Raw genomic sequence first — 17,015 nt, forward strand, 5'->3', positions numbered from 1 at the left:
AAGGATTCGAGCGGCCTCCGTGGCCGAGCACCGGTCGATGCAGCGAGCCGCCCTGCTGGACGCGGCACGCTCCCTGCTGTCCGAGGGCGGTACGGAGGCGCTGACCTTCCCGGCCCTCGCCGAGCGCACCGGCCTCGCGCGGTCGTCCGTCTACGAGTACTTCCGCTCGCGGGCGGCCGTGGTCGAGGAGCTGTGCGAGGCCGACTTCCCGGTGTGGGCGGCGGAGGTCGAGGCGGCGATGGCGCAGGCCGACGGCGCCGAGGGCAAGATCGAGGCGTACGTCCGCAAGCAGCTGGAGCTGGTGGGGGACCGTAGGCACCGCGCGGTCGTCGCGATCTCCGCGAGCGAACTCGACGCCGGCGCGCGGGAGAAGATCCGCGCGGCTCACGGCGGCCTCATCGCCATGATCGTCGAGGCGCTCGCCGACCTCGGTCACGCCGAGCCCCGGCTCACCGCCATGCTGCTCCAGGGCGTCGTCGACGCCGCCGTGCGCCGCATCGAACTGGGGGCGGCGGAGCACCCGGACGTGATCACGCGGGCGGCGGTCTCCATGGCCCTGGACGGCGTCCGGGGCTGAAGTCGCCCGGCACGGGTCCTCATCTCGGTGCGGGCGCTCATTCGGGCAGCGGCACCCCGAGCACCGGGAGCAGCCGCGACGGACCCCGGTCGAGCAGCCACGGGGGCAGCAGGCTGAGCGGGTCCAGGTACGTGTCGCCGCGCAGCAGGCCCCAGTGCACGCACGGGGCCGTGCAGTGGGAGCCGGTGGCCTCCACCGAGCCGATCACCTCGCCCGCCGTCACCTCGGTCCCCTCGGTCACCGACGCCCGGACCGGCTCGTAGGTGGTGCGCAGCGGCGGCTCACCCGTGCCGGTGAGTTCCATCGAGACGACGCCCTTTCCGGCCACGCGGCCCGCGAACGACACCCGGCCGTCCGCCACAGCCCGCACCGGCGTCCCCGGCACCGCCGCCAGGTCCACGCCACGGTGCCCGGCGCCGTAGACGGTCGCCGGCGGCTCCCAGCCACGCAGCACCTGCGGGCGCACGCCCACCGGCCACGCACGGCCAACGGACGGCATGGAGTCGCCCCCGGCGCGGCGAGGGGGCGGCCCGGCGCCACCCAGGGCAACGGCTGAGGGCCCGCCTCCGGCCCCTGACGCCGACGTCAGCCCGCCCCCGGCCTTCGCTGTGGCCCTGCCCGACGTCATCCCCGCCCCCGCCCCCTCGCTCCCCGCTGCCATCGCGAACAGCCGGGACGGGGGTGGGGCCAGCAGTGCCGCCAGGGTCACGGCCACCACCAGGACCAACCGCAGGCACCCCCTCATCCAGCCGCACCGCTCACTTCGTCCTCGTCGCTCACCACGTCGTCGCATGGCGGAAAGCGTCCCCCGAGGACGCGATCAGCGCCGGGACCTGTGGACGACCACCCGGGTTGTGGACATCGGCGTCACCCGGCACCCCTCGGGTCCCGTACACTTCTGGTGGCGACCCGGGTCACTGGGTCGACTTCGCACGCCCCGACATCGGGACCGGTCACGGCCGTGGCCCGGTGTCAGCGCCCCTCGGTCCTTCGTGGCACGGCGCGTCGCGGGCGTCAGGCGCGGAAGCCGTCCGGATTCCGCGGCACAACCGAGAAACTCAAGGAGATACGGCCATGGCCGTCGTCACGATGCGGGAGCTGCTGGAGAGCGGCGTCCACTTCGGTCACCAGACCCGTCGTTGGAACCCGAAGATGAAGCGCTTCATCTTCACGGAGCGCAACGGCATCTACATCATCGACCTGCTCCAGTCGCTGTCGTACATCGACCGCGCCTACGAGTTCGTCAAGGAGACCGTCGCCCACGGCGGCACGGTCATGTTCGTCGGCACGAAGAAGCAGGCGCAGGAGGCCATCGCCGAGCAGGCCACCCGCGTCGGCATGCCCTTCGTCAACCAGCGCTGGCTGGGCGGCATGCTCACCAACTTCTCGACCGTCTACAAGCGTCTGCAGCGCCTCAAGGAGCTCGAGCAGATCGACTTCGAGGACGTGGCCGCCTCCGGCCTCACCAAGAAGGAGTTGCTGGTCCTCTCCCGCGAGAAGGCGAAGCTGGAGAAGACCCTCGGCGGTATCCGCGAGATGTCCAAGGTGCCCAGCGCCGTCTGGATCGTGGACACCAAGAAGGAGCACATCGCGGTCGGCGAGGCCCGGAAGCTCAACATCCCGGTCGTCGCCATCCTCGACACCAACTGCGACCCCGACGAGGTCGACTACAAGATCCCGGGCAACGACGACGCGATCCGCTCCGTCACCCTGCTCACCCGCGTGATCGCCGACGCCGTGGCCGAGGGCCTCATCTCCCGCTCCGGTGTCGCCACCGAGGGCAAGGGCGAGAAGGCCGCCGGCGAGCCGCTGGCCGAGTGGGAGCGCAACCTGCTCGAGGGTGAGAAGAAGGGCGAGGAGGCCGCTCCGGCCGCCGCCGAGGGCGAGAAGCCGGCCGAGGCTCCCGCTGCCGAGGGTGAGAAGCCGGCCGAGGCTCCCGCCGCCGAGGCCCCTGCCGCCGAGGCCCCCGCCGCGGAGACCCCGGCCGAGCAGGCCTGACCGCTCCGTCCGAGCCGATGACGGCGGGAGCGGTGACATCACGTCCGCTCCCGCCGTTCACCCGTAGGTCGGCGGAGAGCCGGTAGCCGCCCGCGCGGCGGACCGGCCCCGCTGATCTTCGATCCTCCAGACTTCGAGAAAGATTCACAGACTCATGGCGAACTACACCGCCGCCGACGTCAAGAAGCTCCGGGAGCTCACCGGCGCCGGCATGATGGACTGCAAGAAGGCGCTGGACGAGGCCGACGGCAACGTCGACAAGGCCGTCGAGGCGCTGCGCATCAAGGGCCAGAAGGGCGTCGCCAAGCGCGAGGGCCGCTCCGCCGAGAACGGCGCCGTGGTCTCGATCATCGCCGACGACAACTCCTCCGGTGTCCTCGTCGAGCTGAAGTGCGAGACGGACTTCGTCGCCAAGGGCGAGAAGTTCCAGGGTGTCGCCACCGCCATCGCCGAGCACGTCGCCAAGACCGCCCCGGCCGACCTCGAGGCGCTGCTCGCGTCCGAGATCGAGGCCGGCAAGACGGTCCAGGCGTTCGTGGACGAGGCCAACGCCAACCTGGGCGAGAAGATCGTCCTGGACCGCTTCGCGCAGTTCGCCGACGGCTACGTCACCGCGTACATGCACCGCACGATGCCCGACCTGCCCCCGCAGATCGGTGTGCTCGTCGAGCTCGACAAGCCGAACGCCGAGATCGCCAAGGGCGTCGCCCAGCACATCGCCGCCTTCGCGCCGAAGTACCTCTCCAAGGAGGACGTGCCGGCCGAGGTCGTCGAGTCCGAGCGCCGCGTCGCCGAGGAGACCACCCGCGCCGAGGGCAAGCCCGAGGCCGCCCTGCCGAAGATCGTCGAGGGTCGCCTCAACGGCTTCTTCAAGGACGCCACGCTGCTCGGCCAGCCCTACGCGCTGGACAACAAGAAGTCCGTCCAGAAGATCCTGGACGAGGCCGGTGTCACCCTGAAGCGCTTCACGCGCATCAAGGTCGGCATCTGAGTCCGCACCGCGACGGGCGCGCGACCCCGATAGGGTCGACAGCAGTCGTTCGGACACGCGTCCACGCACGCGCGCGTGCCGGACGACAGCAGATCTGACGAGGAGGCCATTGCCGCATGGGATGCGAACCACGCCCCACCGGCAATGGCCTTCTTCGTATGTGCAACAGGTGAAAGAGGCGGGATTCGACCATGACCACCAAGGCTGACAAAAGCGACGACGGCAAAGCGCGCGGCCGGTTTCTGCTGAAGCTGTCCGGAGAGGCCTTCTCCGGCGGCGGGGGCCTGGGCGTCGATCCCGACGTGGTGCACGCCATCGCACGTGAGATCGCGGCCGTCGTACGGGACGGCGCGCAGATCGCCATCGTGATCGGCGGCGGCAACTTCTTCCGCGGAGCCGAACTCCAGGTGCGGGGCATGGACCGCGCCCGCTCCGACTACATGGGCATGCTCGGCACCGTGATGAACTGCCTCGCCCTGCAGGACTTCCTGGAGAAGGAAGGCGTCGACTGCCGCGTGCAGACCGCCATCACCATGGGCCAGGTCGCCGAGCCCTACATCCCGCTGCGCGCCGTGCGCCACCTGGAGAAGGGCCGCGTGGTCATCTTCGGCGCCGGTATGGGCATGCCGTACTTTTCGACCGACACCACCGCCGCGCAGCGCGCCCTGGAGATCGACGCCGAGGCGCTGCTCATGGGCAAGAACGGTGTCGACGGGGTCTACGACTCCGACCCGAAGACCAACCCCGACGCCGTCAAGTTCGACGCCCTCGGCTACGGCGAGGTCATCACCCGGAACCTGAAGGTCGCCGACGCCACGGCCGTCACGCTCTGCCGGGACAACAGCCTGCCGATCGTCGTCTTCGAACTCCTGAAGGAGGGCAACATCGCCCGCGCCGTCAAGGGTGAGAAGATCGGCACGCTGGTGGGCGACGACGCCGGGCACAACTGACCGGGGGATGGACAATGTCCTGCCGGTCGTGAACCGTGCAGGAAGAAGACGCGACGCAGCCGGCCGCCGCCCCGACCAGGAACCGCAGCCGGGCCTACTCAAGACACGCAGGAGCAAGTGGTGATCGAAGAGACCCTCCTCGAGGCCGAGGAGAAGATGGAGAAGGCCGTCGTGGTCGCCAAGGAGGACTTCGCCGCGATCCGTACCGGCCGTGCGCACCCGGCGATGTTCAACAAGATCGTGGCCGATTACTACGGCGCGCCGACGCCGATCAACCAGCTGGCCTCGTTCTCCGTGCCCGAGCCGCGCATGGCCGTGGTGACCCCGTTCGACAAGAGCGCGCTGCGCAACATCGAGCAGGCGATCCGCGACTCCGACCTGGGCGTCAACCCGAGCAACGACGGCAACATCATCCGGGTGGTGTTCCCCGAGCTGACCGAGGAGCGCCGGCGCGACTACATCAAGGTCGCCAAGGGCAAGGGCGAGGACGCGAAGATCTCGATCCGCTCCGTCCGCCGCAAGGCGAAGGAAGCCATCGACAAGCTGATCAAGGACGGCGAGGTCGGCGAGGACGAGGGCCGCCGTGCGGAGAAGGAACTCGACGACACCACGGCGAAGTACGTCGCCCAGGTGGACGAGCTCCTGAAGCACAAGGAAGCGGAGCTGCTCGAGGTCTGATGAACGACTCTTCCTGGGGGACGCCGCAGACCGGGTACTGGGGGCCGTCCGACCACGGACCCGGCCGGGAAGCTGTCCCGGCGGGTCCCGCGTACGATGCGCACCAAGCACAGCAGACGCGGCCCATGCCCATCGTGCCCGACGTACCCGAACACGGCGGAGACCAGGATGCGGACCGGGGGGTTGCTCGGCTGAGCGGCCCCCTGTTCCGAGACGAGCCGACGCGGGCCCGCCCCCTGCCGGGGGAGGTGCCGCAGAATCCGGAGCCCATGCCCCCCGCCCCGCAGCCGGCCCCCGCACCGCAGAAGAAGAGCGCGGGGCGGGACCTCGGCGCGGCGATAGGCGTCGGCGTCGGACTCGGCGCGGTGATCGTCGCGTCGCTGTTCGTCGTCAAGGCCGTCTTCGTCGGAGTGATCGCGGTCGCCGTCGTGGTGGGCCTGTGGGAGCTGACGACGCGGCTCGACGAACGCAAGGGCATCAAGGCGCCCCTCGTTCCCCTGGCGATCGGCGGCGCGGCGATGGTCGTCGCCGGGTACGCCCGGGGCGCGGAGGGCGCGTGGGTCGCCATGGCGCTCACCACGCTGGCGGTCCTGGTCTGGCGTATGACGGCACCGCCCGAGGGCTACCTCAAGGACGTCACGGCGGGTGTCTTCGCGGCGTTCTACGTGCCGTTCCTGGCGACGTTCGTCGCGATGCTGCTGAGGGCCGATGACGGACCGTGGCGGGTGCTGACGTTCCTGCTGCTGACGGTCGTCAGCGACACCGGCGCCTACGCGGTCGGCTGGCGCTTCGGCAAGCACAAGCTCGCGCCGCGTATCAGCCCCGGCAAGACCCGCGAGGGCCTGCTGGGAGCGGTCGGCTTCTCCATGGTCGCGGGCGCGCTGTGCATGCAGTTCCTGATCGACGACGGCGTCTGGTGGCAGGGCCTCCTGCTCGGCCTCGCGGTCGCCGCCAGCGCCACGCTGGGTGACCTCGGCGAGTCCATGATCAAGCGCGACCTGGGCATCAAGGACATGGGCACTTTGCTCCCGGGCCACGGCGGCATCATGGACCGCCTGGACTCCCTGCTCCCGACGGCACCGGTGGTCTGGCTCCTGCTGGTGATCTTCGTGGGGGCGGGCTGAGGTTCCGTCCGCTTGCTGTGACCTCTGGGCCCCCGTCCGGCTGGGACGGGGGCCCAAAGGCTGTGTACATGCCGATCACGACCTGCGATCGTGATCACACGGAGGGGGCCGCTCTGACCGACGCGGACCTGACGGACGCGGTTGTCACGCGTGCGGGCCTGACCGGTGCGGGCCTGACCGGTGCGGCGCTCCGCGACGCCGCGAATCTGTGCGTAGTGGAATGAGGACCCAGGCAGAGCCGAGCAGACGCGGCCAGGGGGTCCAGGTCGTTCGTATCGTGGCGCGCTCCACCTGGACGCCCTGAACCACGCCCGCTCCACGGTGCGTGGGGCGACGGCGGACGGGGGATGAGAGCCAGGGTGAGGGTGGGTGTCTGGCCGCCAAGGTGCGGAGTGGGGTGATCCAGTGCACGGAAGTCTGCCGGTTGAGAACGCGGGGGGCGCCCCGTTGTGCCTCTTCGTCGAGCCGTACGGTGAGGACTTCTGGCTTGAGCCGGGCGAGGCCGTTACCGTTTCGTCGGTCGGCAACGGCATCAACGTCCAGTTCGCGGTAACGGTGGCGGCCGAGCTGATGAGCGTGTGGCTCTACGAGGATGGAGACCCGCGCAGGGTCGTCTTGGACTTCCAGGTGACCGATGCGTCCGGTACCCCGTTGAAGTGTGGACACCAGCGCCACGACCGGCGAATTCCCGGACCGTTCTTGCAGCGGGGTCTCAAGCCCGATCATTCACCTGACACCGACGCTTGACACCAACAAGGGCGGACCGCTCCTGTTGACGTCGAACCAGAGGGCACAGTCAGCCGACGAACAGGGCGGGTCGAAGCAGGGCCTCGGCCCCGCGTGATCGACCGGATAGGGATGACGCCGCAGCTCCAAGCGCCGGACCAGATGTGCGCTGCATTTTGCAGGGTGTGACAGCGAAGGCGACCTATCCACCTGGCCCGCTGGGCCGTCCCTGGTCCGAGGCCGCTCAAGGGTGACCAACGACCACCACCGCCGACAGGTGTGGCCCCCGACACCCGCAGGTCACCCAAGTGGATCTGCGACACTGGTACAGCCATGCCTAAGCCCGGAGAACTTACATTCGTCGCGCCGCGCGGAGTCAAGAAGCCGCCGCGGCATCTTGCCGATCTCACGCCTGCCGAGCGCAAGGAGGCGGTTGTCGCGGTCGGTGAGAAGCCGTTCCGTGCCAAGCAGCTCTCGCAGCACTACTTCGCGCGGTACGCGCACGACCCGGAGCAGTGGACCGACATCCCCGTCGGCTCGCGCGGGAAGCTGCAGGAGGCGCTGCTTCCTGAGCTGATGACCGTCGTACGGCATCTGTCGACCGACGCGGGGACGACCCGCAAGACGCTGTGGAAGCTGTTCGACGGGACGCTCGTCGAGTCCGTGCTGATGCGGTACCCGGACCGGGTCACCATGTGCATCAGCTCCCAGGCCGGGTGCGGCATGAACTGCCCGTTCTGCGCCACCGGGCAGGCCGGGCTCGACCGGAACCTGTCGACCGCCGAGATCGTGCACCAGATCGTGGACGGGATGCGGGCGCTCCGCGACGGCGAGGTGCCCGGCGGGCCCGCGCGGCTGAGCAACATCGTGTTCATGGGCATGGGCGAGCCCCTCGCCAACTACAAGCGGGTCGTCGGCGCCATCCGCCGGCTCACCGACCCCGAGCCGGACGGGCTCGGGCTGTCGCAGCGTGGCATCACCGTGTCGACGGTCGGCCTGGTGCCGGCCATCCACCGGTTCACCGAGGAGGGCTTCAAGTGCCGGCTCGCCATCTCGCTGCACGCCCCTGACGACGAACTGCGCGACACCCTCGTCCCCGTGAACACGCGGTGGAAGGTGCGCGAGGTACTCGACGCCGGCTTCGAGTACGCGGCCAGGTCGGGACGCCGGCTGTCCATCGAGTACGCCCTCATCCGGGACATCAACGACCAGGCGTGGCGAGGCGACCGCCTCGGGCGGCTCCTCAAGGGGCGGCCCGTGCACGTCAACCTCATCCCGCTCAACCCGACGCCGGGGTCCAAGTGGACCGCGTCCCGGCCCGAGGACGAGAAGGCGTTCGTCGAGGCGATCGCCGCGCACGGTGTGCCGGTCACGATCCGGGACACCCGTGGTCAGGAGATCGACGGGGCGTGTGGTCAGCTCGCCGCGAGCGAACGGTAATGTGACCCGGGTACGTACATCTTCATATTCCGACAGGGGAGCGCCACAGCGCTGAGAGTGCGGCACCGGCCGCAGACCCTCCGAACCTGGCCCAGGTCATTCTGGGTAGGGAGATCGGTCATCACTCGAGCTGTTGCGCCCTGCCCGGGACCCCGACCAGGGGTTCCGGGCAGGGCCGCGTCTCTTCCTGGTCACTCCAGGAGGAATCAAGTGGACATCACCAAGAAGGTCGTGGTCCTGGCCGTGGGGCTGGGGCTCGTCACGCTGTCCGCCTGCGGGTCGTCCGGCGGCGACGGCGGCAGCGGTACAAGCAGCAAGACCGTGACCCTCGTCAGTCACAACTCGTGGGCCGTGTCCAAGGACGTCGTCGCCGCCTTCGAGAAGCAGTCCGGCTACAAGCTCAAGGTCCTCGAGGACGGCGACGCGGGCCAGGCTGTGAACAAGGCGATCCTGACCAAGGACAACCCCCAGGGTGACGTCTTCTTCGGCGTCGACAACACCCTGCTGTCCCGCGCCCTCGACAACGGGCTGTTCCAGTCCTACGAGGCCAAGGGCTCCGACCAGCTCCTGCCCGAGTACCGGGTGGACGAGGACAAGCACCGGGTCACGCCGGTCGACACCGGTGACGTCTGCGTCAACTACGACAAGGCGTGGTTCGAGAACAAGGGCCTGACCCCGCCGAAGACCCTCGACGACCTGGTCAAGCCCGCCTACAAGGATCTCCTGGTCGTCGAGAACGCCGCCACCTCCTCACCGGGCCTCGGCTTCCTGCTCGGCACCGCCGCCAAGTACGGGGACGACGGCTGGCAGGACTACTGGAAGAAGCTCAGGGCCAACGGCGTCAAGGCGGTCGACGGCTGGGAGCAGGCCTACAACGAGGAGTTCTCCGGCTCGGCCGGCGGCAAGGAGGCCAAGGCGGACCGGCCACTCGTCGTGTCGTACGCCTCTTCGCCGCCCGCCGAGGTGATCTACGCCGACCCGAAGCCCGACACCGCCCCCACCGGCGTCGCCGAGGGCACCTGCTTCCGGCAGGTCGAGTACGCGGGGCTGCTGAGCAACGCGAAGAACCCCGAGGGCGGCAAGGCGCTGCTCGACTTCCTGATCGGCAAGACCTTCCAGGACGACATGCCGCTCAACATGTTCGTCTACCCGGTGCGCGAAGGTGCGCAGGTGCCCGAGGAGTTCGTGAAGTTCGGGCCGCAGGCGAAGCAACCGCAGACCATGGACCCGGCGAAGATCGCCGAGAACCGTGACCAGTGGGTCAAGTCGTGGACCTCGCTCGTACTGAAGTGAGCCCGCGCCGGCGCGGGTGGTGGCGCCGGAACGCGGCACGGCTCGGTCTGATGACCGTGCCGGCCGCGTTCTTCGCGGTCTTCTTCGCCTACCCGGTCACCGCGATCGTCGCGCGCGGGTTGAAGACCGACGGTGGCTGGCAGCCCGGGCGGATCGCGGACGTGCTGGCCCAGTCCGACATCCGCCAGGTGCTGTGGTTCACCACCTGGCAGGCGCTCGTCTCCACGGTCCTCACCCTGGTGATCGCGCTGCCCGGCGCCTACGTCCTGGCCCGTTTCGACTTCCCCGGCAAACAGGTGCTGCGGGCGGTGATCACCGTGCCGTTCGTTCTGCCGACGGTCGTCGTCGGCACGGCGTTCCTCGCCCTCGTCGGACGCGGCGGACTGCTGGACGAGCTGTGGGGCGTGCGCCTCGACACCACCGTGTGGGCGATCCTCCTCGCGCACGTCTTCTTCAACTACGCCGTGGTCGTCCGCACCGTGGGCGGGCTGTGGTCCCAGCTCGACCCGCGGCAGGAGGAGGCCGCGCGGATGCTCGGTGCCTCCCGTCTCACCGCCTGGCGGACGGTCACCCTGCCGGCGCTCGCCCCCGCCGTGGCCGCCGCCGCGCTGATGGTCTTCCTGTTCACCTTCACCTCCTTCGGCGTGGTGCAGATCCTCGGCGGGCCCACCTTCTCCACCCTCGAGGTGGAGATCTACCGGCAGACCGCCGACCTCTTCGACCTGTCCACCGCCGCCGTCCTCACGCTGATCCAGTTCGCCGCCGTCGGCCTGATCCTCGCCCTGCACGCCTGGACGGTGCGGCGCCGCGAGACCGCGCTGCGCCTTGTCGACCCCTCGGTGACCGCGCGCCGGCCGCGCGGCGCAGGACAGTGGGCGCTGCTCGGCGGGGTCGTCGCCACGGTGGCCGTGCTGCTCCTGATGCCGCTCGGCGTACTGGTGCAGCGCTCCTTCGGCAGCGCCGGCCTCGGGTACTACCGGGCGCTGACCGACGGCGACGGAGGAGTGTTCCTCGTCGCGCCGATCGAGGCGGTCGGCAACTCGCTGCGCTACGCCGTCGCCGCCACCGTGATCGCCGTGGTGATCGGCGGACTCGCCGCCGTCGCGCTGACCCGGCGGGACGCGGGGCGGCTGGTGCGCGGGTTCGACGCGCTGCTGATGCTGCCGCTCGGGGTGTCCGCGGTGACCGTGGGCTTCGGCTTCCTGATCGCCCTCGACGAGCCGCCGCTGGACCTGCGCGCCTCCTGGATCCTGGTCCCGCTGGCGCAGGCACTGGTCGGCGTCCCCTTCGTCGTACGGACCATGCTGCCGGTGCTGCGGGCGGTGGACGTACGGCTGCGGGAGGCGGCGGCGGTGCTCGGGGCGTCGCCGTGGCGGGCGTGGCGTGAGGTGGACCTGCCGCTGGTGCGGCGGGCGCTGCTGATCGCGGCCGGGTTCGCCTTCGCGGTGTCCCTCGGGGAGTTCGGGGCGACGGTGTTCATCGCGCGGCCGGACAACCCGACCCTCCCGGTGGCCGTGGCACGGCTGCTGGGACGGCCCGGGGACCTCAACTACGGCCAGGCCATGGCCCTGTCGACCATTCTGATGATCGTGTGCGCGGTGGCGCTGCTGGTGCTGGAGCGGCTGCGGACCGACCGGAGCGGGGAGTTCTAGATGCTGCTGAGCCTTCAGGACGCGACCGTCCGCTTCGGCGGGCGGGCGGCACTGGACGCCGTCGGTCTCGACGTCGCCGAGCACGAGATCGTCTGCGTCCTCGGACCCAGCGGCAGCGGCAAGTCCACGCTGCTGCGCGTGGTGGCCGGGCTGCAGCCGCTGGACGCGGGGCGGGTCCTGCTCGGCGGGAAGGACCAGTCAGGTGTGCCCGCGCACAAGCGGGGGGTCGGGCTGATGTTCCAGGACCATCAGCTGTTCCCGCAGCGGGACGTGGGCGGCAATGTGGCCTTCGGGCTGCGCATGCACGGGCTTCCGCGCGACGAACAGTCCCGGCAGGTCGGCGAGTTGCTGGAGCTGGTCGGTCTCCCCGGGGCGTCCCGGCGGGCCGTCGCCGCCCTCTCCGGAGGGGAGCAGCAGCGCGTGGCACTGGCCCGTGCCCTCGCCCCCAGCCCGCGGCTGCTGATGCTCGACGAGCCGCTCGGCCAGCTTGACCGGTCGCTCAGGGAGCGGCTCGTCGTCGAACTGCGCGAGCTGTTCGGCCGGCTGGGCACGACCGTGCTCGCCGTGACGCACGACCAGGGCGAGGCGTTCGCGCTGGCCGACCGGGTGGTGGTGATGCGGGACGGGCGGATCGCCCAGTCCGGCACACCGCTGGAGGTCTGGCAGCGGCCGGCCGACGCCTTCGTGGCCCGCTTCCTCGGCTTCGAGAACGTCGTCGAGGCGGCCGTCGCGGACGGTGTCGCCGTCACCCCCTGGGGGAAGGTCCCGGTGCCGCAGGACGCTCCCGGGGGCACGCGCACGCTGCTGGTCCGGCCCGCCGGTGTCCGTCTGGTCCCGGCCGACGAGGGGCTGCGCTGCACGGTGACCGCGCGCACCTTCCGCGGCACCCACGTCGCCGTGCGCCTCCAGCCCGAGGGCGCGCCCCCGCTGGAGGCGGCCTGCGCGCTCAGGGACGCGCCCGGGACGGGGGACGTGACCGGGGTGGAGTTCGACGCCGCGGAAATCGCCGTGCTCGGCTGATCGCCGTTGCCTAGGGTGAGCCGCATGACACGACTCGCCCATGAGCGCTACTGCCAGGAGGTCTCCCACCAGATCGGTGAGTTGAGGGCGGTGGTGACGTCCGGCATCGACCTGTCCCGCGCGGTCCCGACGACCCCCGACTGGTCGGTGGAGGAGCTGGTACGGCACCTCGGCGGCGCCCTGCGCTGGGTGGCCCTGATGGTGCGCACCGGGGCTGTGGAGGAGACCCCCGAGGAGGACGTACCGGAATGTGAAGGGCCCGAGGCCCGTGGTGACGCCGCCGCGCTGGACGCCTGGCTGGCCAAGAGCGGCGAGCTGGTCGTCGGCGCGCTGCGGGAGGCCGGCCCGGACGCGCGGGTGTGGAGCTGGGCGGGGACCGACAACGCCGGTTTCTGGGCCCGCCGTATGACGCACGAGGTGACGGTGCACCGCGCGGACGCCACGCTCGCCGCCGGGCTGCCCTACGAGGTGGCGCCCGAGGTGGCCGCCGACGCGGTAGACGAGTGGCTGGAGATCGTGGAGTGGGCGCAGCGGACGCTGCCCGACGACGAGGTGCACGGGCTGCGCGGGCCGCTGCGCACCCTGCACCTGCACGCCACCGACACCGAGGCGGAGTGGCTGATACGGCTCGACGAGGACGGCGTGTCCTGGAGCCACGGCCACGAGAAGGCCACGGTCGCCCTGCGCGGGCCGCTCACCTGGGTGCTCCTCGCCTTCTACCGCCGTATCCCGCTGGACGACCCCCGCGTCGAGGTGCTCGGCGAACGCAAGGTGCTCGAACACTGGCTGGAGCTGGCCTCGTTCGGCTGAGCGTCCGGTGAACGGCGAGCGGCCCGCCCCCCGGAGGGGACGGGCCGCACGTGGTTCCGTGAGGCGTCAGCGCCGGCTGTTCGCCCCGCGGCGGCGCATGCCGAAGAAGACCGCGCCGCCACCGATGGCGACCAGGGCGGCCGCCGCACCGGCGATCACGCCGGTGTTGGAGTTGGCACCGGTCTCGGCGAGGTTGGACTCACCGGCGGGGGAGGGCGCGTTGTCCGACGTGTCGGCCGGCGGGGCGGAACTCTCGCTCTCGCTCTCCGACGGCGCCGGGCTCGGCTCCTCGCTCTCCTCGGCCGGGGCCGAGGACGTCACCGACGGCGTGGGCTCGGGGGCCGGGGGCTCCTCCTCGTCCTCCTTGCACGGCGTCGACGGCGTGGTCAGGTTGGGCTTGATGTCCTCGTCGACGTAGGGCTTCGCCGAGACGTGGATGCGGTAGACGGCGTTCGGCTTCCAGTCCTCCTCGAAGGTGATGGTCGTGCCCTTCTTGGAACCCTTGACCACCTGCTCGCCGACCTTCTCGATGTCGGCGCCGTTGTTCTGGAGGAACACGGTGACGGTGGCCGGGACGCCGGCCGGGTCGACGTCGGTGACGGTGATGACACCCTTGTCACCGTCGCACTTCGCCTCGGCCGAGAACTCGTTGATGTTGCACGCCGCGGCGTTACCGGCGACACCGAGCGCGAGCGCCGCGGACGCGGAGACGACACCGAGGGCGCGCACGGAGCGGGTGACGGAACGGCGTGATACGGACAGAACTGCCACGTTTGTCCTTTACATGAAGCGCAAATGCGGGGGGTTGAGGGAGGGTTGATGAAAGCTCAGCACTCCCATGAGGCTCCCAGGTCTATAAGCGCCGCATAAGTAGTGTCAACGCATATGCCTACCGGTGGACCGGGCTTTGCCTTTTTGTTAACCACCCGGACGTTTCAACGCCCGCGGGAGCGGCCCGATCCGGCCGACGCGGCCGGGAACGGTCACCGGCCGTGCGGGAAGCGGCAGTTGTGAAGACGGTGTCCGAACGGTTTTGGTTGCGCGCCGCGCCGGTCGGTCATGACGACGGCCCGGTCGGGGGCTCTTTCGAGCGCCCGTCCGGGCCGGGGGTGACGCGGTGGCGGTGTGTCAGCCCTGCACCGCGGCCGGGTCCATCCACACGACCTCCCAGGTGTGGCCGTCGAGGTCGTCGAAGGAGCGGCCGTACATGAAGCCGTGGTCCTGGGTCTCGCCGGCGGTCGTGCCGCCCGCCGCGAGGGCGTTGTCCACCAGCTCGTCGACCTTCTCGCGGCTCTCGGCGCTCAGCGCGACCAGCACCTCGCTGCTGGTACGCGCGTCCACGATCTCCTTCTTCGTGAACTGCGCGTACTTGTCCTTGGTCAGCAGCATCGCGACGATCGTGTCGCTGATCACGACGGACGCCGTGGACTCGTCGCTGAACTGCGGGTTGATGTCGTAGCCGAGCGCCGTGAAGAACTTCTTCGAGGCGTCGATGTCCTCGACGGGCAGGTTCACGAAGATCATCTGCTGGTACATGGTGGGGCCTCTCCCGTTCATCCGGTGTCGTTCGAGGGGGTAGACCGGCCGTCCGCGCGGAACTCATCGCGAGCGGGGAAAGTTTCTTCGACTTCTTTCTCAGCCGCCCAGCGGCCAGGCCGACAGCTCGGCCACGGCCACCGTCAGCGGGCCGAACAGGGCGAGCAGCGCGCCCGCGCGCACGGCCGCGGCCCGGCGCAGGGTCGCCGCGGGCGCCCCGAGGCGACGCAGCGACTCGGTGGTGCCGGAGTGCGCCTGCTTCGCCTCGACGGCCGCCGTGAGCAGTGTCGCCACCGTGCAGCCCGCCACCAGCAGCACGCCGAGCACCACCAGCGGACCGGCGGACGGGTCCTCGCGGTCGTGCAGCGACGCCATGGCGTACGCGGCCGCCATCACCGCGCAGACCACGCCCAGCGGGCGGCCGATGCGCGTGGCCTCCGTCATCAGCACCCGTCCGGCCAGCAGCCGCAGCGCGCCCGGGCGGACCGCCTGGAGCAGCCTGCCGCACAGGTGGGCGAGCCCGGGGCCGACGAGGGCCAGACCGAGGCACGTCAGGGCCAGCCCGAGGAACGCCGCCGGGCCCTCCCCGGAGCCGGTACGGCTCGTCAGCGCCTCCACCGCCAGACCCACCGCGAGCACCGCGACCCCCCACGGCAGTCCGGACGGCGCCGCGGTCGGGACGACGGGCGGGACGACGGCACCGGACCCGTCGGCGGGCTCCGGGCCGGAACCCTCCGCGGACTCGGCCCCCGGACCCTCCTGCTCCCCGGCAGGCGCCCCGGCCGTGCGCCGGCCGTGTGCGGCGGCCCCCAGCTGGCGGCCGAACCGCCCGTAGGCGCCGAAGGATTCGAGCGCCGTCGTCCGCCGGTACGCGCCGAACCTGCCGTACGCCCGGCCCGCCCGGCCCGCGCCCGTGACCGGCTCGCGCGGCCGCAGGGACACCGCCGCCGCCGCCGCCGCGCTCAGCGGCACCAGGGCCAGCAGCGTCAGCGCGGCCGGCATCGGCAGGGGCCGGCCCGCGGCCAGGAACTCCCTCGCGCCCCCGCCGAGCGGCATGCCCGTGAGGTCGCCCCGGAGCTGGAGGAAGACGAGCAGCGCCAGCGCGGAACCCAGCAGGCAGGACAGCGCCGTGGTGGCGGCGGAGATCGCCATCAGCTTGACCGGACCCAGACCGACCGCGGACAGACCGGGCCGGGGCCGGGTGGCCGGGTCGGTGCGGGCCACCGCGACCGCGAGGTACACCGTGGCCGCCAGCGGGGCAGCGCACCAGGCCAGCCGCAGCGCGGAGGCGGACGGGTCCGGGTGGGTCAGCGCGTGGCCCAGGGCGCTCAGCAGCAGGAAGCCGGTGCCGGCCGAGGCGCCGGCGACCAGGAGCCGGCGCACCTGGACGGCGGGCTGGGCCCCGAGGCTCAGACGGAGAGCGAGCACGCCGCCCGGCCTTCCGACTCGGCCGGTCCGGAGACCGGGGGGAGGTGAACGGTGCGCACGCACCGCCCGTCGAGCAGCGACACCGTACGGTCGGCCAGCGCGGCGGTCTGGCTGTCGTGGGTCGCGAGGACCACGGTGATGCCGTGCGAGCGGGCCGCGGTGGTGAGCGTGCGCAGTACGTGGGCGCGGTCGACGCGGTGCAGCGGGGCCGTCGGCTCGTCGGCGAACAGTACCGAGGGCGCCGGGGCGAGCGCGCGAGCGATGCAGGCGCGCTGGCGCTCCGCGTGCGTCAGTTCCGTGGGGTGCTTGCGCGCCCGCTCACCGATGTCGAGGCGCTCAAGCCACTCCAGGGCGGCGGCCTTGGCGCGCCGTCGCCCGGTGCCGCGCAGCATCAGTGGCAGGGCGGCGTTCTCCCAGACGTTCAGCTCCGGCACCAGGACCGGCGCCGGGTCGATCCAGCCGAAGCGGTCGCGGCGCAGCCGTTCCCGGGCCGCCGGTCCCATGGTGTGCACCGGCACGCTGTTGAACCAGACCTCGCCGTCGTTCGCGGGCACCAGGCCGGACAGACAGCGCAGCAACGTCGACTTGCCGCTGCCGCGCGGGCCTGAGACCGCGAGGATCTCGCCCTCCCTGACGCCGAGCGAGACCCCGCTCAGGCCGGGTGAGCCGTCGTCGTGCCGGAAGTGCAGGGCACGCGCCCAGAGCACGTCGTTGTCCGGTGGGGCCACCATGGCGTACACCTCGGTTCGGATCGGAAATGCCGTGCGCTCTTCGGGTTTATCCCCCGTCCGG

General features: G+C 71.2%; 18 protein-coding genes and 1 riboswitch. Of the genes, 13 read left to right on the plus strand and 5 right to left on the minus strand.

All coding sequences use genetic code 11. From position 1 onward, the window contains the following. Positions 1-19 precede the first annotated feature (19 nt). Positions 20-577: a TetR/AcrR family transcriptional regulator gene (locus B100_RS0129425; protein WP_024887967.1), complete on the plus strand. Its 558-nt coding sequence runs from the start codon at positions 20-22 to the stop codon at positions 575-577. 37 nt (positions 578-614) lie between these two features. Here the strand turns inward: B100_RS0129425 and B100_RS0129430 are convergent, their stop codons facing one another. Continuing rightward, entirely contained in the window at positions 615-1,205 is a 591-nt protein-coding gene (locus tag B100_RS0129430) for a M23 family metallopeptidase (RefSeq protein ID WP_078541256.1), read from the minus strand. Positions 1,206-1,651: 446 nt separating this feature from the next. Between B100_RS0129430 and rpsB the strand changes: the two genes are divergently transcribed. The 12 genes from rpsB (at position 1,652) to B100_RS0129490 (ending at position 13,259) form a co-directional block, all read left to right on the plus strand. After that, positions 1,652-2,575 (plus strand): 30S ribosomal protein S2, encoded by a 924-nt coding sequence (gene rpsB / locus B100_RS0129435; protein WP_024887969.1) that lies wholly within the window; start codon positions 1,652-1,654, stop codon positions 2,573-2,575. 154 nt (positions 2,576-2,729) lie between these two features. Beyond that, entirely contained in the window at positions 2,730-3,566 is an 837-nt protein-coding gene (gene tsf / locus B100_RS0129440) for a translation elongation factor Ts (protein ID WP_024887970.1), read from the plus strand. Between the two features lie 191 nt (positions 3,567-3,757). Continuing rightward, positions 3,758-4,516 carry a UMP kinase gene (pyrH, locus tag B100_RS0129445; RefSeq protein ID WP_024887971.1) on the plus strand — a complete coding sequence of 253 codons (759 nt, stop codon included), beginning with the start codon at positions 3,758-3,760 and terminating at the stop codon, positions 4,514-4,516. 120 nt (positions 4,517-4,636) lie between these two features. Then, on the plus strand, positions 4,637-5,194 hold the full coding sequence (gene frr, locus B100_RS0129450; protein ID WP_024887972.1) for a ribosome recycling factor: 558 nt from the start codon (positions 4,637-4,639) through the stop codon (positions 5,192-5,194). Beyond that, the gene (locus B100_RS0129455; protein WP_078541252.1) at positions 5,194-6,318 is read left to right on the plus strand and encodes a phosphatidate cytidylyltransferase; all 1,125 of its coding nucleotides are present in this window, start codon (positions 5,194-5,196) and stop codon (positions 6,316-6,318) included. The genes frr and B100_RS0129455 overlap by 1 nt, the downstream gene beginning before the upstream one ends. 68 nt (positions 6,319-6,386) lie before the next feature. Then, the gene (locus B100_RS37050) at positions 6,387-6,542 is read left to right on the plus strand and encodes a pentapeptide repeat-containing protein (protein ID WP_158686758.1); all 156 of its coding nucleotides are present in this window, start codon (positions 6,387-6,389) and stop codon (positions 6,540-6,542) included. 181 nt (positions 6,543-6,723) lie between these two features. After that, positions 6,724-7,065, plus strand: a complete 342-nt coding sequence (locus B100_RS0129465) for a hypothetical protein (protein ID WP_024887974.1) — start codon at positions 6,724-6,726, stop codon at positions 7,063-7,065. Positions 7,066-7,377: 312 nt separating this feature from the next. Continuing rightward, on the plus strand, positions 7,378-8,484 hold the full coding sequence (rlmN, locus tag B100_RS0129470) for a dual-specificity RNA methyltransferase RlmN (RefSeq protein WP_024887975.1): 1,107 nt from the start codon (positions 7,378-7,380) through the stop codon (positions 8,482-8,484). Between the two features lie 24 nt (positions 8,485-8,508). Then, positions 8,509-8,614, plus strand: a riboswitch (TPP riboswitch). Positions 8,615-8,694: 80 nt separating this feature from the next. Next, positions 8,695-9,777: a thiamine ABC transporter substrate-binding protein gene (locus tag B100_RS0129475; protein ID WP_024887976.1), complete on the plus strand. Its 1,083-nt coding sequence runs from the start codon at positions 8,695-8,697 to the stop codon at positions 9,775-9,777. A 50-nt stretch (positions 9,778-9,827) separates the two neighbouring features. Beyond that, positions 9,828-11,429: an ABC transporter permease gene (locus B100_RS0129480; protein WP_106967120.1), complete on the plus strand. Its 1,602-nt coding sequence runs from the start codon at positions 9,828-9,830 to the stop codon at positions 11,427-11,429. Then, the gene (locus B100_RS0129485) at positions 11,430-12,449 is read left to right on the plus strand and encodes an ABC transporter ATP-binding protein (RefSeq protein WP_024887978.1); all 1,020 of its coding nucleotides are present in this window, start codon (positions 11,430-11,432) and stop codon (positions 12,447-12,449) included. 24 nt (positions 12,450-12,473) lie between these two features. Next, positions 12,474-13,259 (plus strand): maleylpyruvate isomerase family mycothiol-dependent enzyme, encoded by a 786-nt coding sequence (locus tag B100_RS0129490; protein ID WP_024887979.1) that lies wholly within the window; start codon positions 12,474-12,476, stop codon positions 13,257-13,259. Between the two features lie 66 nt (positions 13,260-13,325). Here B100_RS0129490 and B100_RS0129495 read toward each other — a convergent pair whose 3' ends face one another. The 4 genes from B100_RS0129495 to B100_RS0129510 form a co-directional block, all read right to left on the minus strand. Next, entirely contained in the window at positions 13,326-14,030 is a 705-nt protein-coding gene (locus B100_RS0129495) for an LAETG motif-containing sortase-dependent surface protein (RefSeq protein WP_024887980.1), read from the minus strand. Between the two features lie 357 nt (positions 14,031-14,387). Further along, a complete protein-coding gene (locus B100_RS0129500) occupies positions 14,388-14,795 on the minus strand; it encodes a VOC family protein (RefSeq protein ID WP_024887981.1) in 408 nt (135 codons plus the stop codon). Between the two features lie 99 nt (positions 14,796-14,894). Next, the gene (locus B100_RS0129505) at positions 14,895-16,223 is read right to left on the minus strand and encodes a hypothetical protein (protein ID WP_024887982.1); all 1,329 of its coding nucleotides are present in this window, start codon (positions 16,221-16,223) and stop codon (positions 14,895-14,897) included. After that, entirely contained in the window at positions 16,205-16,954 is a 750-nt protein-coding gene (locus B100_RS0129510; protein WP_024887983.1) for an ATP-binding cassette domain-containing protein, read from the minus strand. The genes B100_RS0129505 and B100_RS0129510 overlap by 19 nt, the downstream gene beginning before the upstream one ends. Positions 16,955-17,015 lie beyond the last annotated feature (61 nt).

Source organism: Streptomyces sp. CNH189 (genome assembly GCF_000527195.1).

Bases quoted from the DNA above. Each gene is read 5' to 3' on its own strand.
- B100_RS0129430 (WP_078541256.1), bottom strand. From the start codon at position 1,205: ATGACGTCGGGCAGGGCCACAGCGAAGGCCGGGGGCGGGCTGACGTCG.
- rpsB (WP_024887969.1), top strand. From the start codon at position 1,652: ATGGCCGTCGTCACGATGCGGGAGCTGCTGGAGAGCGGCGTCCACTTC.
- tsf (WP_024887970.1), top strand. From the start codon at position 2,730: ATGGCGAACTACACCGCCGCCGACGTCAAGAAGCTCCGGGAGCTCACC.
- pyrH (WP_024887971.1), top strand. From the start codon at position 3,758: ATGACCACCAAGGCTGACAAAAGCGACGACGGCAAAGCGCGCGGCCGG.
- B100_RS0129455 (WP_078541252.1), top strand. From the start codon at position 5,194: ATGAACGACTCTTCCTGGGGGACGCCGCAGACCGGGTACTGGGGGCCG.
- B100_RS37050 (WP_158686758.1), top strand. From the start codon at position 6,387: ATGCCGATCACGACCTGCGATCGTGATCACACGGAGGGGGCCGCTCTG.
- rlmN (WP_024887975.1), top strand. From the start codon at position 7,378: ATGCCTAAGCCCGGAGAACTTACATTCGTCGCGCCGCGCGGAGTCAAG.
- B100_RS0129480 (WP_106967120.1), top strand. From the start codon at position 9,828: ATGACCGTGCCGGCCGCGTTCTTCGCGGTCTTCTTCGCCTACCCGGTC.
- B100_RS0129485 (WP_024887978.1), top strand. From the start codon at position 11,430: ATGCTGCTGAGCCTTCAGGACGCGACCGTCCGCTTCGGCGGGCGGGCG.
- B100_RS0129490 (WP_024887979.1), top strand. From the start codon at position 12,474: ATGACACGACTCGCCCATGAGCGCTACTGCCAGGAGGTCTCCCACCAG.
- B100_RS0129500 (WP_024887981.1), bottom strand. From the start codon at position 14,795: ATGTACCAGCAGATGATCTTCGTGAACCTGCCCGTCGAGGACATCGAC.
- B100_RS0129510 (WP_024887983.1), bottom strand. From the start codon at position 16,954: ATGGTGGCCCCACCGGACAACGACGTGCTCTGGGCGCGTGCCCTGCAC.